The organism is Noviherbaspirillum sp. (assembly GCF_036563305.1).
Taxonomy (GTDB): domain Bacteria; phylum Pseudomonadota; class Gammaproteobacteria; order Burkholderiales; family Burkholderiaceae_D; genus Noviherbaspirillum.
Window position 1 is genome coordinate 69,125 of record NZ_DATCMQ010000014.1, and the last position, 18,320, is coordinate 87,444.

An 18,320-nucleotide genomic window follows, 5' to 3' on the forward strand; every position below is an offset into this window, starting at 1 on the left:
GCGCTTTGCTCCCGCGTGCACATGCGCGAATCAGCTTTCGATCCTCGCATACGCGGCTTCCGTTCTCGCTTCCAGCTCCCCGTCCAATCGCAACAGATTGTCCCTGAATTCGATGACGGCGTTCTCTTCATGTTCACGCCGCGTCTGCTCGGCCTCCGCGGCAGCACGCACTTCCGGCACGGCGGCCCTGGCGAGGGCGACAAGTGCCTCGTGTTTGTGGCCGGACATCTCGGTCCTGAGCGCTTTCGCATAGGCCGGCGGGGAAAGGATCCACCTTGCCAGCTCGCTTTGACTCGGCAACAGGGGCGACGACGGGTCGGTGTGCCGCCGTTGTATGTGCGCCGCCATCTGCGTGAGCAGGCGCGAGGGCGGCCGCGGCGGCGGGGCCGGGCGCCCGGGTTCCACCGCCGCATTCGCGTGCGCGGCATTCGATGAACCTGTCACTACCTCCTGCGGTGTCTCATGCACGGGTGACGATACTTGCGGTTGGCTGGCGTATAGACTGATGTTCATTTTAGTGACCTGTGAAGGAAGGCAAAGGGACAGCTGCTCGCGTACCGCACCGGGCCGTGTTTGACATGCGCGGCCCGTCTTCGCGCCGGCGGTGCTCGGCGTACCACGCGTACGCGTGCGCTCCTCAGCGGAGATCCGGGCCTGCGCGCGACGCTACCCATGTACACCCTAGCCCGCTTCTATCCATCGCAGGCATGGCCGTCCGTTCGGGCGTAAACCCATTGTCCTTCTACTTTCCTGTATATCTCCGGATGTTTGCCTGGATCCAGCGAAATCGGGTCCGGCGAGCCCTCGAACCCGAGATGCCAGTAGAAGGCGTGGGACGCTTCGTATGACGAGATTACGTGCAGCTTTCCGTCAAAGTTTGCCCGCTCCGAGCAGTTGACGGCAGCCAGTACCAGTGCCCGGCCGTGACCACGGGAGCCGGGGGCCGCCACGATGTAGTTCAGCCAGAACGCATCGGGCCCGCCTTCATGAGCAGGCGCAATTTCTACGCTCAACAGACCTTTGATCGTTCCCCCTTCTGCGGTCTTGAAAATCTGTCTGTCGCGGTGCTCCCCGCGATCCGCATACGCTTCTGCAAGCTCGTCGAGCGTCTCGCGCGTCTGAAAGATCCTTTCTTCGCATTGCGCCTTCTGCTCGGGGGCCATGCAGCGGGAGACCTTGGATTGCGCCTCATATGCGAGCAGATCCGCTCTCATCTTCTCGATGGCATCCGGAACGGTGGCGGCCTCAAGCAGGACCGGTCCTGGAGCCGCCGACCGTACCTGTCGACCGGCGAGCATGAATCGTGGTCGCCGGGCAGGTGGAGGCTTGGCCGCGCCCTGATCTTCGGCCTTGCGCTTGTGACTGTTGCTGCTCGTTGCCATGGCCAGCGGGCTGCCCGGTTCAGCAGTTGGCGAGGCCGTTCTCAGGTCGTAGTTTGGGACCGGGCTTCCGGTGAGGTTTCTGAACATTGGCAAGGAGTGAGAAGTTGTGATGGCAGGAGACAGCTAATCAGTGGTGCGGACGGCCGACCGGTTCGCCTCCGCTGCAGCAAATTCGTGCCGCCGGCTCGCGTGCGGGACGGCGCAACACGCTTTTCTTCCGCCTTCGGGATCACGCGCGGCTCCCCGGCGTGGCGCCGAGTGGCCCCTGGAATAAGCAGCAGGACGTCTTATCGGCACTGCCGGGGCATGGCGAGCCGGGCGGCCGGCGCGAAACGTTCCGTCACCAATAGGTGGGGACTTGGCCAAGCCGGTTCCATGCACCAGCGTCATCGTCGGCCAGGACCTGCACTGCAAAAGAAAAGGCCAATGAATACATTGGCCTTTTCTGTCGAGCCCCTTGTGCGGCGCCCGGCATGCTCGCACCCGCGAGCGTTCCTCCCACGACAGGGCGTCCCCCGGCGCGGCGGGCGGCATCCGCCCACCGCGCCCGGGAAAACGCCCGGAGGGACGTATGAAGCGTGCTGTTACCTTGCTTCCTCCTTCTGGTCGTCTGCCGTCCGCACGCCACCCCTGACGGTGACCACATACGTGATCGACCGCGCGCTGTCGTCGGCGGCAATCTGGCCGACCGCCTGGTTCACTGCCGACTCGCTGACGTCCTGCGTGCTGCTGCTGCCGACGTCCGGCGCGGCCGGCGACACATTCACGACCTGGAGGCGGCCGACGCCCTGCTGGCGGTTGCCGGCTCCTCCCGCGAGGTCCGTCGATACCGGCGCCGGCGGCTGGACGGCCGGCGCCGGGGCAGTTGCGGCCTGGGTGGCAGCACTGAACAGCGTCGGCAGGTAGTTCTTGAAGTTGTCCACCGGACGGCCGAACTGGATACGGCCGCCCGCGGTCACGCTCAGCAACTCCTTGCCGCTCTTGGCGTCGCCATAGAACAGCGCGTCCTTGCCCGCCTTGACCACCGTCGGCTTCATGACGTGGACAGGATCGTCGAACAGCAGGGTACCGGTCGCGGTGATCGACGGGCCATGGATCTCGACCGTGCCGGTGCGGTCGGTCGTGAGGTTCGCGACCGGGCTCACGCTGCCGACAGCGCCGCCGAAGGTGGTCACGCCGCCCGTGTTCACAGTGATGTCCCACGGGCCGTCAAGCGTGTCGAACGAGATCGCTCCGCCGCCCGCAAACACCGTATGCGCACCTACCGTCACGCCGTCCTTGAAGGACTGCGCCCCCGTGGTCCGGATCTGGCCGCCGTTGATCACGGCCTGGCCTTCGGCATCTGTCGCGATGCTCGCCAGCGCCGTCTTGCCGCCGACGGCGCCGTTGAACGTGGTGCTGCCCGCCGTGTTGACCTGCAGGTCGTGCGCGCCGTCCAGCGTGCCATCGAAACGGATATCGCCGCCCTTGCTGCTTGCCAGTACGGTGTTCGCCTGGAGCGTCACCGCATTGTCGTAGCGCTGGTCGCCGGTCGTGTTCACGCCGCCGCCGCCGAGAACGACGCCGCCGCTGCCGGTGGTGTGCAGGCCCGCCAGCGCGGTCTTGCCGCCGACCGGCGCATTGAAGCGTGTCGTGCCGCCAGTGCTGACGCCAAGCCGGTGCGCGCCGTCGATCGCCGCGGCGAACACGATATTGCCGCCCTGCGCGCTGGACAGCTGCGCATCCGCGCCCAGCTTCACCGCGTCGCCGTAGTGCTGCGCGCCGGTGGTGGTCACGCCGCCGCCATTGATTGCGACGCCGCCGGCACCGTCCGTCGCAAGACCGGCCAGGGCCGTCTTGCCGCCGACAGCGCCGTCGAACACGGTGTTGCCCCCGGTATTCACCGACAAGGCGTGCGTACCGTCCAGCGTGCCGCGGAAGGCTATATCGCCGGCGCCGGTGCTGGTGAGCGTGGTGCCGGCACCGAGGGTGACGCCGTCGCCGTATTCCTGGGCGCCGCTGGTGCGCACGAGGCCGCCACTGATGGTGGTGGTGCCGTCGCCGTCGGTACTCACGCCGGCCAGCGCGGTCTTGCCGCCGACCGCCCCGCCGAAGGTCGTTTCACCGCCGGTCTCGACGGCCAGCCGGTGGGCGCCGTCGACGCTGCCGTTGAAGCGGACCTGTCCGTTGCCGGTGCTGGCGAACTTCGCATCCGCGCCCAGCGTTAGCGCATCGCCGTAGACCTGCGCGCCGATGGTGGTGACGCCGCCGCCATTGACGGCGACGCTGCCTGCCGCATCGGTGCTCAGGCTGGCCAGCGCAGCGGTGCCACCGACTTCGCCCTCGAAGCGGGTGGCGCCGGCGGTATTGACCGCCAGGGCGCCCGGCCCATCGACGTCGCCGTCAAACACGATGTCGCCGCCGCGGGTGCTGCTGAGTACCGTGTTGCCGGCGATCTCGACCTTGTCGCCGAAATACTGGCCACCGGTGGTGCGCAGGTTGCCGCTGATGGCGGTCGTCCCCGGCCCGTCGGTGCTGATGCCGGCGAGTGCGGACGTGCCGCCGATCTCGCCCGAGAGCGTCGTCTTGCCCGCGGTCTCGACGGCAAGCTGGTGGGCGCCGTTGACGGTGCCGTTCAGCGTGATGGCGCCGTCCGCCCCGGCGCCGGTGCTCCGGAGGACGGTATCCGCGCCGAGCACGACGTTGTTCCCGTACGACTGGGTGCCGCTGGTAGCGACGGTGCCGGTCACATTGATGACGCCGCTGCCCACGCTGGCGAAGTCCTGCACGTTGACGAACTTGCCGCCGTCGATCCCGGTGGTGCCGGAGAACTGCAGCGTCAGGTCCTTGCCGCCGCCGTCCACGCCGCCGCCGAAGCCGCCGTTGGCGCCGGCGAGGAGCGTGTCCGCTCCCAGCGCCACCGGCTGGCGATATACCTGGTCGCCGGTGGTGGAGACGCCGCCGCCGTTGATGCGCACGGTGCCGTCGATGCTGACCCCGGTGTCCAGGCTGGCCAGGCGGGCGCCAGGACCGCCGACTTGTCCATCGAAGACGATATCGCCGGACGTGTCGACACCCAACGACTGCACGCCGTCCGCTGCCGCCTGCACCGTGCCGCCGAAGCGGATATCACCCTGGCCGAGGCTGGTCAGGCTGGTGTCGGCGCTCAACACCACCGTTTCACCGTAGCGCTGTTCGCCGATGGTCACGACCTTGCCCTGGGCGAAGTTGACCACATTGCCCTGCGTGGACGGGCCGTCGGTGATCAGGCTCCAGAGCGGTCGGTAGGTGCCGATTGCCCCGCCCAGGATAGTCTCGCCCTGGGTCCGCACATCGAGCGAGGCGACGGTGCAGATGGCGGCGTCGACCTTGCCGCCGAGCGTGATGTTGCCTGCGCCTGAACTCGACAGCACGGTGTCGCCGCCGAGGACGATCGACCCGCTGTGGTAGCGCTGGCTGCCGAGCGTATTCACCGTGCCGCCATTCATCAGCAGGGCGCCCTCGCGGTTTTCCACCAGGATGGTGGACAATCCGCGCCCTGCGCCGATCGCACCGCCGAAGGCGACGGTGCCGCCGGTGTCCACCGTCAGCGCCCGGTTGCCGCCCGCGGCGCTGTCGATGGCGCCTCCGAAACGGATGTCCTCGTTGCCGGTGCTGGTGAACTGCGTGTCGGCGCCCAGTTGCACCTGCTCGCCGAAGCGCTGGCTGCCGGTGGTGGTGACTGCGCCGCCGTTGAATACGACGCTGCCGCCGGCGTCGGTCGCGAGGCTGGCAAGCGTCACCGTTGCGCCGAAGGTGGTGGCGCCGCCGGTATTGACGGCGAGCGCATGCGGACCGGCCACCGCGCCGAGGAAGCCGATCGCGCCGTTGCCGGTGCTGGCCGTAACCGCGTCGCCCGTCAGCGTCACCGCGTCGCGGTAGGTCTGTCCTGCGCTGGTGGTGATCGCTGCGCCCTCGACGAAGGTCGTGCCTCCGCCGGCGTCTGTGGCGATGCTGCGTGCATTCACGGTTGCCGGCAGGACCACGTCGCGGGTCGAGTTCAGGACCAGGTTGCCGAGCGCCTTGTCGGCACCGATCTTGTCCCCGAAACCGATCTCGCCGTTGCCGGCGTTCAGGGTGAGGGTCCCGGTGTCGTTGGCGATGTTGCCGTCGATCTTGCCTGAGAAGGCGATGTCGCCGCCTGCCGCAGCAGTGTCGAGAGTCAGCGTGCCCGCCACGGCGACCGGCCCGGCAAAGCGGATGTCGGCATCCGCCGCCGTAGTCCGGATGTCCCCCGCCAGCACGCTGGCTCCCGTACCGCCCTGAGTGAAGCCATTGGCGGCGCTGATGTCGCCGGCTGCGGCCGTCGTGAACTGGCCGGCATTGTTGACCGTGATCTTGTTCGCGGTAAGCGCCTGGTTGACGCTGAGCGCATTGCCGGTGAACCCGACGTCCCCCGCCAGCGTCGCCGCGCCGTTGAACCGGGTTGCGCCGGTGCCGGAAAGCTGGTTGTACGACGCCGCCTTCATCGTCGCCACATCCACGTTCCTGGCCGAGGCGATGGTGACCGCGCCGAGCGCGGACGTGCCGCCGACCGTACCGCCGAAGCTGACGTCGTTGCCGGTCCCTGCGGCGATGCGGAGTGCGCGCGCCGTACCGTCCGAATCAAGCGTGCTGATGAACGAGACTGCGCCGCCGGTGGCGACCGCACCGCCGTTGGTGGTGTCGATGACCAGATCGGATGCCAACGTCGTCGCCGACCGGAAGATGATTCCCGCGCCGGCAGTGGTCAGCGCACCGCCGTCGATCCTGATGCCGCCTTCGGCGGTGAGGTCGATGTTGCCGGTGGCGTTGTAGGCGCCGGTGTTGCTCAGTACCAGGTTGCCCTTCGACGCCATCACGATGTTGCCGCCACCGGTGGTCGTGTAGGAGGCGAACGGGCCGTTGGTGATATTTTCGCTGCGTATCGCAATGCCGGCGCTGCCGGTGGCCCTGAGCGTACCCGCGACCGTGGTGGTCCCCGTACCCATCTGCTGGTTGAAGCCGGCCGCGTTCATGCCGTTGACCTGCACGTTGCGCGCCGCGTTGATCGTGACGTTGCCGATATCGCGTCCGGCGCCGGCCTGGTAGGCGAACACGACGTCGCCGTAGGTCGCGCTGGTGCCGAAGCCGCTGCGCGCATCGAGCGTCAGGTTGTTGCCGCCGGTCGCGCCGCCCTCGACGATGTTGTTGAAGCGTACTCCCGCCGCGCCGGACGAGATCGACACGGTCCTGTTGCCGAACGCCGTATCGCGCATCGCGCCCAGCACGACGGCATCGTTGAACACCACGCTTCTCGACGCGCCATAGGCGCCTTCGCCGTAGCCGCCGACCGAACTCAGGGTGGCGCCGTCCAGCGTCACAGTGCCGTTGCCGGCGGTCGCATCGACGAGGATGGCGCCGGCGCTGCCGCCGGTGCCGCCCTCGCCCGACTGGGAGGAGCCGTTGGTCTCGACCCTCGCGGTGCCGATCTCGACGGACTGACCGGTCAGCATGATGTCGGCGCCATTGCGCGCGCCGCCACTGTAGGTGGACGAGCCGGACGCATTGATGTCGCCCTTGACGGCCAGCACGCCGTTCGTCGACGTCAGCTTGATGAGCGCGCCATTGCTTTCCGAGGCGGTGGACCTGACGGGCCCGGCGACCGTGAGGTCACCGCTGCTGGTCACGTCGATCGCGTTGCCGGCGGACGATATGCCGCCGACGGTCAGCGCCGCCGCATTGTTGAGGACGACACTGCCATCGGTGGAAGCCGAGAAGCTGCCGATCCTGTTTGCCTCGACCAGGCGGACGTTGCCGCTGTTGAGCGAGATGCCCAGCTTGTCGACGGTGATCGCCGCCCCGACGGCCTGGTTGACCGCACTGTTGTAGCTGTTCAGGGACAGCGCGCCGATCTTGCCGGAGAGGTCCACTGCACCGGCAATCGAGATGGCCCCGGACAGCGGATCGTTCTGCGTGTTGCGGCCGATGCTGAGTTCGCCCGCGCGGATCGCGGCGAGTTCCGCGGCCGTCAGCGACAGGCTGGCGCCGTCCACCGCGCCGCCGAGCTGGACGGCGCGGGTGCGGGTAACGGGATTGAGCGCGATCCTGTTGCCGGCGCTGAGTCCGCCTGCCCCGAGGGCGATGGTATCGGCCTTGATGTCGATGTTCGTGCCGGCGCTGATGGCGCCGCTGCCGGTGGTCAGCGCGCCGTTGGCGTTGCCTGAATGCAGGGTGACGCCGCCGCTCGCCGTCAGCGCGGCGCTGCCGGCGAAGCTGACATGGTCGGCCGCCACCAGCGTGGCGCTGCCGGCGGTGATCGTCACGCCATCATTCACGGTGACGTTGCCGGTGGTTGCCTCGACGACGAAATGGCCGCCCTTGAGATCGGAATGCTGCGTGACATCGACCGACCTGTTGCCGGAAAAGCTGAAGCTGACCGGGCCCGCGTCGGTAGCCGACGCATCGACGGCATAGCTGCCCTCGGTGCCGGTGACCGAATAGTCCAGGCCGGCGCCGTTGACGCGGTAGCTCAGGTCCTGGCCGCCGGAAGTGGAGCGCAGCGCCACCGAGCGCAGCGCGATCGGATCGTCCGCCTGCGTGTTGTCCGTCAAGGCAGCGACGTTGATCTGCGCGCCGGAGGTCACGCTGATGCGGTCCGCGCCGCGCGTGATGATGGCGGCCCCATCGGCGCCGACGCTGGCGCCGCGAAGGGTGACGCTGCCGTCGTTCCGCGCCGCCGACAGGTTGAGGTGGTGCGCGCCGGTGTTCGCGATGGCGCCGCCACTGCTGAGGGTCAGGCCGTTGCCGATGCGGGTGAAGTCGGTGTCGCCGGTAATGTCGATGGTGCTGCTGGTCGCCAGTTCCAGGTTGCTGCCATACAGGTTGTCGAGCAAACCGGCAGTGACCGACAGGCGGCCCGCATCGCTGCTGCCGATATTGATCGCCCTGGCGGACACCGCGCCGTTGTCGGCGCGTCCGGTCAGGAAGATGTCGACGTTGCGCGTGCTGCCGGAAGCCACGTTGCCGATGCTCTTGCCATTGTTGACGTTGATGGTGTTCGCCGCGATGCGCAGCGAACCGCTGCCCATCTGCAGGGATTCGGCGACGGTGAGCGCCTCGATGTCGTTCAGGCTGATCGCGCCGCTGCTCGTCTCCGAGATGCCGGCCCGCCCGTTCACCGTCCCGATGACCAGGTTGCGGCCGCCGTTATCGAACACGAAGCCCTGGCTGACGTTGGCCGCCAGCGTGCCAATGTTGTTGTCGTTGTCCAGGATGGCGGCGCCGGACGCGGTCGCCACCACTTCGAGCCCGGCGGCGGTGATGATGCCGCTGCCCTGCTGTTCAATCGCGCGGCTGCTGTTGCCGCTGCCCGCCTTGCCGGCCAGGCTCACGCTGCCCGTGGCATTGGTGATGTGGCCGGTTCCGGTGAAGGCGATGCCGTTGCTGGTGACGCCCTGCCAGTAGCCGCTGCCTCCGCTGCCGTTGAGGGCGATCAGGCCGCCGGTGCCGGTGATGGAGCCGGCGACGGCGATGCCGTCGTTGTCGGAGCCGTTCGAGGAAGTGCCGCCCTGGCCGTTGACGCTGATCTTGCCGCCCGCGCTGGCGGAAAGGACGCCGGCGACATTGACCCCGTACTGCTGGCCATAGTCGCTCCCGAAGTCGCCGGGGTTGCGGCCGCTTCCGCCGCGACCCTCGATGACAATGTTGCCGCTGGCCGTACGGACCGCGCTGCCGATGTCGACACCGATGAAATTGCCCGCATTGCCGCCGGCATTGGCCTTGAGCGTGATCGTGCCGCTGGTGCCGTTGATGGCATTGGCGACGTTGATGCCGTAGGCGCTGTTGAGCATGAAATCGGCTGCGCCGATGTTGCTGGTGCCGGTGATCAGGATCGGCGCATTGCCGTCGAACCTGAAGTCGAGCGCGTCGGTGTTGGTCAGGTTGATGTGGTACGTACCCTTCGGGTCGGCCTTGTGCCACCCCGGCGCCACCCCGGTTCCGGACAGGTTCAGGTTGGCGGTCGAGCGCACCCGGTAGTCGAAGCTGTCGCCCGCGCTGGTCGAGGTGATGTGCAGCTTGTCCAGGTTGGCGCTGCCGACGCCGCCGGCGCGGGTGCGCGCATCCACGCGGATCTCGCGGGCGGAGGCAAGCACCAGGCTGGAGGCGCCCACGGTCACCAGGTCGGCGCCGGCGGTGCCGCCGATGCCGGTATTTTCCGCGGTGCCCGTGCTGGTCAGCGTGAGCGAGCCATTGTCCGTGCCGCTGAACCCGAGCTCGGCGCCGTTCGACTGCACGATGCCCTGGCCGGCGATCATGGTCATGCCGTTCAGCCCCTGCGCGCGCACCGAGGCGGTATTGGCGACCGACCCGGAGGTGGTCAGGACGAGCGAGGACGCGGCAATACGGTCGATCTCCGCATCGGTCAGCGAGAGCTTGCCTGCCGTCTCGGTGCCGAGGTCGATGTTGCGCCCGCCGGCGTTCACCGTCACGCTGGCCGCCTGCACGCCCTGGGCGACGTCGAGGTCCTGCACGCCGCTGAAGGTGACGCCGCCGGTGCTGTCGATGCCGGTCTGCTGACCCACGGCGCCGATGGTCAGCGCCTTGGCGCTGCCGCCGTTGTTGAAGCTGAAGCTGCCGCCTGCGATATCCGCGGCGAGCGTGCCGACGTTGTTGCCCATCCCCAGCGTGGCGCCGCCGTTGCTGGTGGTAACGCCAAGGCTGTCTGCCTTGATCATCCCCCCGGTCTGGCTGATCGAACCGGCTTTCAGCTCGACCGTTGCCGCCGACAGCATGCCACCGAGGTTGAGGTGGTTGCCGCCATTGTCGAAGGCCAGCGTGCCCGCCGCCGTCGCGGTCAGGGCGCCGGTCCGGTTGTCGGTACCACGCAGGGCGATGTCGCCCTTGCTGTCGAGGGTGGCGGACTGCAGCGTGAAGCTGCTCTCATCACCGCTCTGGCTGATGTTGCCGCTCGCGCTTGCAGTCAGGCTGCCCGCGGTGATGCCCTTCTGCAGCGTGATGTCGCCGCCCGTCAGCGATATCGCGCGGTTGCCCAGGTCAAGCGTCTTGTCGATGTTGATGGCTGCCGTATTGCCGGCTGCGCCAACGGTCAGGCCGCCAAGATCATTCAGGCCGTTGCCGGTGGAATTGAAGACGAAGTCCTTGGCGAACGCGTCGAGGCTGAACGGGGTCGCAAAGCTCGCCGAGGCGGACTGGATGCTCAGCGCTCCTGCGCTGTGCACCGTGACCGCCGGCACGACGCCCTCCTCGCCGCCGCTGACCTGCAGCGCGTCGCCAATCAGCGTCAGCGCGCCGGTGCCGGTGTGGATGACGGCGCCAGCCGCGTCGCTTGCGTAGGCAACGCTGTTCTGGCCTTCGCCGGCGGTCGTCCTGATGACGACCGCGTGGTCGCCGGCGGCGGTGCCGACCTGGCCGTTGTCCTTGAACACCAGGGCGTTGTTGTGGTCACCGCCGATGCCGCCCGTGGCATTGACGGTGACCAGGCCGCCTTCCGAGGTGATGGTGCCGGAATCGGGGCTGCCGTCGCCTTCGATGATGACGCCGTGATTGCCGCCGCCGTTGTCCGCCGTGGCCGCGCCGCCCTGCCCGGTCACGCTGACGGAACCGGTGCCGCCGGCTTTCACGACCGCGCCGTCCAGCAGCGCCACGCCTGCCTGGCCGCCGCCTTCGGCGTCGCCGCCGCGGCCGGCAATGGTGATGCTGCCGTCCTGCGTCGTCACCCGCGTGCCGTTCAGGGTCACGCCGGTGTAGCTGGCGTCCGCCTGCCCGGCGTCGCCGCGCAGCGTGATGTCGCCGGCTTCGCTGGTGACATCGGCATCGATCTGGAGGCTGCGTGCTGCCAGCGTGATGCTGCCGGCGCCGCCGGTGCTTACGCCACGCACGCCGTCGATCTCGGCAATTTCAAGACCGGCGTCGTTGCGGTTGCGGAAGGCGATGCTGCCCGTATCGGACTGCGCGGCCAGGCGCGCGATGGCATTGCTGCCTGCGCCAAGGTCGATGGCGCCCGAGGTGGACTGCATCAGCAGCGCGCCGGCGGCAAGCCTGCTGCCGTTGCCCTGGGAAATGGCGCCGGTCGTGGTGGCAAGACGGATGCTGCCGCCCTGGCCCGCGGCGCCAATGCCGTCGCCGACGCCACCCTTGGCCAGCAGGTCGCCGCCGTTCAGCGCAATCCCGGTCGTGCTGTCGATGGCGATCTTTCCGCCCGCGCCCCCGATGGCGCCGCTGCCGGTCGCCGCGGCCGAGCCTGCGGCGCTGATCACGACATCGTCGGCCAGCCTGACGGCGCCTGCCGTGGTGCTCAGCGTGACGTTGCCGCCGGCGAGCCCGGCGCCGTTCAGGGCTGCGCCGGCGTCGGCGATGATGTTGGCGTTGACGTTGATGTCGCCGCCGGCGACGGCATTGAAGCTGCCGCCGGTCTTGCCGGCAGCGCCGGTCGCGGCGATGTCGGCGTTGATGTCGATGCTGCCAGTCGCATCCAGGGTCAGCGCCTTGCCGCTGTTCCAGGTGATGGTATCGAGCACCGTGATGTTGCCGGCGCAATTGGCGGCGTTGCAGACCGACTGCACCGTGATGTTGTTGTTGGCCAGCGCGGCTTCCAGGACGTCGACCCGCATGAACGAGAAGTCATGGACCGGGTTGGGATCGGTGTCGGCGGTGAAGTCGCCGAAGGTGTCGCCGTCGCGGCTGATCCAGGCCGAGCTGGCGACTTTGCCGATGGTCAGGTTGGTCGGATCCAGCAGCAGCGTGCCGTTGCTGCCGTGCGCGGCCGACGTATCGACGGCGCCCCGGAAGTCCAGGGTGTTCTTGCCGGAGACTTCGACGAAGCCGCCGTCGCCGCCCTGCGCGCCGCCCCTGGCTTCGATCGTGCCCGCAAAGCGGGTGCGGTCGTCGGCCCAGACGATGACCTTGCCGCCGTCGCCGGTTTCTCCGGCATTGGCGCGCACGGTCGCGCCGGCGCCGACGAAGCTGCGTTCCGCATTCATCACGGCTGCGTTGCCGCCCTGGTAGTCGCCGCCGAGCAGCACGGTGCCGCCGCCGGTCGCGCCGGACGCGTCGGTGACGCTGCCGTCAAGCATGCCGACGCGGTCGCCGGTCACTTCGATGCGGCCGCCCTTGCCTTCGGCTGCGCTGGTGTTCAGCTGGCCGCTGCTGGCCACCGTGCCGCCCTCGGCATGGAGGCGGATGATGCCGCCGTCGCCGCGTGCGAGTCCGGTGGCTTCGATGATGCCTTCGTTGTTGATCGCAAGGCTGGCGAGTTCGCCCGCTGCCTTGATCGTCAGCACGACCTTGCCGCCCTCGGCCCTGATCAGGCCGCCGTTGCGGATATAGCCGTCGATCACTGCCTCGTCGACTTCGATCCGGGCCGGACCGCCGAGGTCGAGGCGCACCTTGCGCCCGGCGCCCATGAGGACTTCGCCGCCGCGCACGCTGATGTCGCCGACGTTCTCGATCTTGCCCGCGACGAGCGCGACGAAACCGCCGTCCGCCGCGCGGATGCTGCCCTGGTTGATCACTGCGCTGGTCGAATCGCCTTCAAGCCGGAAATTGCCGGCCATGAAATCCTCGTTGCTCATCTTGAGCGTGGATGCCAGCAGCGACGCCACTTCCACCTTCGAGGTCGGCCCGAACAGGATGCCGTTCGGGTTCAGCAGGACGATGCGGCCGTTCGCGTTGATCGTGCCACGGATGACCGAAGGGTCGCCGCCGAGCACGCGGTTGAGCGCGATCGCCTCGGCCGAGGGCTGGACGAACTGCACCGTCTTGCCGGCGCCGACGCTGAAGCTCTGCCAGTCGATCGCCATCTTCTGGCTCGACTGTTCGATCACCAGCTTGCCGTTGCTCGGGCCGCCGATGGTCCCGGTGCCCGCACTCACCTGCCCGCCGCTGGGCAGGTCCGCCAGCGCCCCCGCGTGACACAGCACCAGGATGGTGCCCGCCGTCAGGCTCGCGAGCCCGCGCGGCCCGCTGCGCGATGCCTTGGTTTTGCCCTTGCTGCGCGCAATCTCGGAAGCGACCTGCCATACGCCGAGACTGGCGTTCCATACCACGCGGAAGATGCGGTTGAGTGAGCCGTGACCATTCATGATTCAGAACCTTTAGATGTATGCGATATAGGTGAAGTGCTGTCGGCGCCGCGCTTAGAAGCGCTTGCTGACCGATACCCAGAAGCGGGCGCCGCTTTCATGCGGCTCGACCTCGGACGGCTTGCCGGTCCTGGCCCATGCAGCGACCAGATCGACGCCCCAGCCGTCATGCGCGTAGCGCGCGCCGATGCCGTAGCCGGCCAGCGTGCGGCGCAGCCTGGTGGTCGTGTTGACGGCCTGGCCTTCGTCATAGAACAGGTAGGGTGCGAGATGGTATTGCGGGAGGTTGTACGAGACCTCTGCCTGCGCCGACCAGCCCCGATGACCGCTGAATTCCCCGATGGGAAAGGCGCGCACCGCATACGGGCCGGAGATGGAAATGAATTCCGTGGAATCGATGTTGTCGTCGGTGTGCTGGCCGGACGCCTTGATGCTTGCCTGCACCCGGTCCGTGATGCGCTGCACGCGCACCAGGTCGAGGTTGAGCTTGCTGAACTCCCGGTCACGCTCCGGGTTGTCGATGTTGTCGTTGCCGACGCGCGCTGCCTGCACCGCCAGTGCGCCGTAGGTCAGGCCGCCGCCGTTGAGCTGGTCCCGCACGTCGAAGTTCATCGTCAGCGGCAGGGCATTGACGTTATAGCGTTCGCGCGCACCGATTTCGTTGGTGTAGCGCTTGTGCTGCGCGGCGGCGGCAAGCGACAGATTGGCGGACTGCGAGCGCAGCACCGGATAGCTGACCTGGCTGGAAACGATATCGGCCTTGCCGTTGAATCCCTCGCCGGTCATCCAGCCGCCGGTCAGTTCATACTGGCTGTGTACGGCCGACAGGTCCATGCGCAGGCCGTTGGGCATCAGCGGCAGGCCGTAGCCGACATGCACCATGCCGGTCTTGCCGTCGGTGAGCAGGCCGGTCAGGCGCAGCTCGTCGCCGAAGACGACATTGCGGGTGCGCGCCACGTCCACGCGTGTCCGGTACAGGCCGGTGTAGCGGCTGCCGTGGTTGTCGACGCCGACGGAGGCGCGCAGGCGCTCCTCTTCCACCAGCCGCATCTCCAGGTCGCCGCTGCCGAGGGTTGCGCCGGGGCGCACGATCGGGATCGCGGTATAGCCGGGCAGGTCGTTCATGATCAGCGCGGCGCGCTCGATTTCCGCGGCCGCCATGACCTCGCCGGTCTTCATCGTACCGAGGTAGGCCTGCGCCTCGGCGCTCGTGCGCTGCGCGCTTCCGTCGCCGACGGTCGCCGCCACCTCGCCGAAGCGCCCTTCGACCACGTCCAGCACGACGACGCCGTTCGCCACGTCCTGCCGTGGCAGGTAGGCGCGCGCGAACGGGTAGCCGGCGGCCCGGTAGGCGGCGCTCACCGCGTTGGCCACGTCCTGCAGGCCGGCCAGGTCGACCGGCTTGCCGATGTAGGGGCGCACCGCGTCTTCCAGCCGCGCGCCCGGCAGCACGGTATTGCCCTGGAAGCGCACTTCCTTCAGTTCGAACTTCTCGCCGCCCTGCCGGCCGGCCGGCAGGGCGCCCCCGTCAAGCTTGAACGCCGGGGATGCAGGCGGCGGCGCCAGGCGCGGCTGCGTCTCGGGATACAGCACACTCGCATCGGGCAATTGCTGGGCATGGGCTTGATGGGCGAGCGCCATCACGGTCAGGATCACTGACGGTTTCAGTCGGAAAAGCATGTCGGGTTCGTATTCGTACGTGGAGGAACTGCGTGTTTCTGCTGCTTGCGCAAGGTGGGGGCGCAGGAAATCAGGAGGCCTGGTCGACGCGGGGTTGAGGCGATGACCGGGAGTTGATAGTAAGCAAGATTACCCGATGGAAACGGTCAGTGCCAAAAAAATGTTACGAAATGTTGGAAAGCGTTGACAGGGAAAATACGTAGGGCAGCTTTTTCGCTTACCCGTCACTTCCTGCATGCGCGAGGCAACGACGCACGCGCGTTTTCGCATCCCCTTCCGCGTAGACGACAAGTAACGAAGGCCGCATAACCTGCGGTAGAACGCCTGGAGGATGAAGGGGGGCGGCGCGCCACCGAACCGCTGCACGCGGCGCAGCCGAGCGGGTTTATGTAGGGATAGCACTGCACTCGATCGCGTGCGCAGCCGGCGACGCGCGCGATACAGGCATTGCGGCAGCAGGAGGCGACGCGGTCGTGACGACCCAGGCAGCGCCGCCGACGCGTCGCGCTGGCCGCCATCCCGCGTCTCGCGCCAGGCCTTTGAAGCCAGCTACGGACGACGGGGAGTCAGTCGTAGCGATGCGGCCTGCGAAACTCCCGCACCGCGTCCAGATCCGGCGTCACTCCCAGGCCAGGCTGTTCACCGAGTTCCACCACCCCGTCGCGCAACGCCAGTGCAGGCGCAGCAAGTATGTCCCGCAGCGGGTTCGGATTGGAATCGACTTCGACATAGCCCTCCTCGCCAAGCGCCGCGCGCAGGTGCATGGAGGCGACAAGCCCGATGCCGCCGCCCAGCCAGTGCGGACAGAACATCCTGCCTGCATCCGCCGCGATGCGCCCGACCGGAAGGCAACCGCTGAAGCCGCCCCATTTGCCAAGGTCGGGCTGAATCACGCTGAAGGCGCCGGAGCCGATGGCGACTGCAAACGTTTCCTCCTCCCGCATGTTCTCGCCGGCGGCGAGCGGGATCGGCGACTGCTTCGCCAGTTGCTGCCAGTCCGCGAGCGGATGGTCGGCGGCGATCGGCTCTTCCAGCCAGACCGGAGAAAACGCCGCCAGCGTTTCGCTCATGGCCGCCGCGACCGCCGGCGACCACGCCTGGTTGGCGTCCACCATCAGCGGCGCGCCGGGGCCGAGCAGCTCCCGCAACGTGCGCAGGTTGTGGAGGTCGCGTTCGGCACCGAAGCCGACCTTCAGCTTGAAGGCGCGATAGCCCTCGTCACGCTTTGCCGCCGCCAGCACTTCCGGCGCGGTGGGACTGAGGCCCGATGCATACGCACGCACTTTCGGGCCGCCGCCGAACAGCCGCCACAGCGGCTGGCCCACCCGGCGCGCCGTGAGGTCCCACAACGCCACGTCGGCGCCGGCGATGGCCTGGGCCATGGTGCCGGGCTCGCCGGACTGGATCGCCAGTATCCGCAGGCGGCGGCCGAGCTCTTCGAACGCCTGCCCCGGGTGGTCCCATGCCTGCCCGAGCAGGATCGGCGCGACGCAGGATTCGAGCACCCGCGCGCGGTGCTCGGCGCCGACGCCGGGGAAGTTGCACCAGATCTCGCCCCAGCCGACAGCCCCTTCGCTGTCCTCGATGCGCACCAGCACGGCGGGCCGGTCGTACATGATGCCGAACGACGTCTGTACCGGGTCGGCGACCGGCGCCCGGAACACGAGCGCCTCGACCTTTGCCAGGCGCAGCGGCGCGAGCGACTGTAGCGGCGGGATTGGATGCATCTTGCTCATGCCTTCACGTAGACCGCATGTTCGGTGGTGTAGAAATGGGCGGCGCTCGGACCGACCGAGTAGGCGCCCACGCCGGAGTTCTTGATGCCGCCGAAGGGCATGTGGTTCTCCGGGATGGTGCCGTGGTTCACGTGCAGCATGCCGGTCGCGCTCTCCTCGATGAAGCGACGCACCACCCGCTGGTCGTTCGAGAACAGGGCCGACGTCAGCCCGAACTCCACGCCGTTGAGGATGGCAAACGCATCGTCCAGCGCGGCATAGGACAGGATGCAGACCACCGGCCCGAAAATCTCCTCCTGCGCCACGGACATGCCCGGTGCGACATTGGCGAGAACAGTCGGCTGGTAGAAGTAGCCGCCTTCGCAGCCCTCCACCGTCGCGCGGCGGCCGCCGGTCAGCACGGCGGCGCCTTCAGCCACGCCGGCCTGCATCATGGCCTCGACCTTCGCCAGCTGTGCGGCGTTCGTCATCGGCCCGATGGTGACGCCGTCGGCGGTGCCCTCTCCCAGCCGCAGCCGCCCGACCCGCTCCGCCAGCCCCTCGCAGACGCGCGCATGCAGGGACGCATGCACGATGACCCGGCTGATGCCGGTGCAGCGCTGGCCGGCGCACTGGTAGGCGGTCGCGACGATCTGGTCGAGACAGTGGTCGATGTCGTCGGTGTCGTGGATGACGGCGGCGTTCTTGCCGCCCAGCTCGAGCGCCACCTCGGTGAGGTTTGCGGCGGCGGCGGCGTAGATCTTCCGGCCCACCGGGACCGAGCCGGTAAAGGTGACGCCCTGGACACCGGGATCGGAGACCAGCGCCTGGCCGACGTCGGCCATGCCCAGCACCAGCTGGAACAGGCCGTCGGGCAGGATGCCGCGCGCCGCGTCCGCCGCGATGCAGGCGGCGGCGGGCGTGAATTCCGACGGCTTGAGGATCACCGCATTGCCGAACACCAGCGCTGGCGCAATCTTGCGCATCGGCGTCATGATCGGAAAGTTCCAGGGCGTGAGGGCGGCGATCACGCCGCGCGGGCGCCGTGTGACCTGGTTGCTGAAGCCGGCGCGCGAAGTCGGCATCACCGTACCGAGGGAGCGCGATGCTTCCCCGATCATGAAGCGGGCCTCGCCGCAGGCCTTGGCCATCTCGCCGCGCGACTCGGCCAGCGGCTTGCCCTGCTCGCGCGTGATCGCCAGCGCGATCTCCTCCCCGCGCGCCTGCAGCGCCGCAATGAATTTCTCCACCAGCTGCCCGCGCTCGACGGCCGGTACCCGCCGCCAGTCCGCCTGCGCGCGGGCGGCTGCCGCCACTGCCTGGCCGACCTGCGCCGTGCTGGCGCTGACGTAGCGGCCGGTCTGCTGCGAGGGTCGCGCCGGATTGCAGGTCGAGAAGGCGGCGCCTGCGCCCTCCACCCAGGCGCCGCCGATCAGATTCCCGTATTCATACATGTCGTTTCC

6 protein-coding genes are annotated in these 18,320 nt (G+C 68.3%); all 6 read right to left on the reverse strand.

The annotated features are described in order from the left end of the window. Positions 1-30 precede the first annotated feature (30 nt). Positions 31-513, reverse strand: a complete 483-nt coding sequence (locus tag VIM12_RS13170) for a hypothetical protein (RefSeq protein WP_331942109.1) — start codon at positions 511-513, stop codon at positions 31-33. 179 nt (positions 514-692) lie between these two features. Then, complete coding sequence (locus tag VIM12_RS13175; protein ID WP_331942110.1) at positions 693-1,469, reverse strand: hypothetical protein; 777 nt, start codon at positions 1,467-1,469, stop codon at positions 693-695. A gap of 497 nt (positions 1,470-1,966) precedes the next feature. Continuing rightward, positions 1,967-13,462 (reverse strand): filamentous hemagglutinin N-terminal domain-containing protein, encoded by an 11,496-nt coding sequence (locus VIM12_RS13180; RefSeq protein ID WP_331942111.1) that lies wholly within the window; start codon positions 13,460-13,462, stop codon positions 1,967-1,969. 54 nt (positions 13,463-13,516) lie between these two features. Continuing rightward, entirely contained in the window at positions 13,517-15,142 is a 1,626-nt protein-coding gene (locus tag VIM12_RS13185) for a ShlB/FhaC/HecB family hemolysin secretion/activation protein (RefSeq protein WP_331942112.1), read from the reverse strand. Between the two features lie 566 nt (positions 15,143-15,708). After that, positions 15,709-16,878 (reverse strand): mandelate racemase/muconate lactonizing enzyme family protein, encoded by a 1,170-nt coding sequence (locus VIM12_RS13190; RefSeq protein ID WP_331942113.1) that lies wholly within the window; start codon positions 16,876-16,878, stop codon positions 15,709-15,711. After that, entirely contained in the window at positions 16,875-18,311 is a 1,437-nt protein-coding gene (locus tag VIM12_RS13195) for an aldehyde dehydrogenase family protein (RefSeq protein WP_331942114.1), read from the reverse strand. The genes VIM12_RS13190 and VIM12_RS13195 overlap by 4 nt, the downstream gene beginning before the upstream one ends. Between the last annotated feature and the right edge of the window lie 9 nt (positions 18,312-18,320).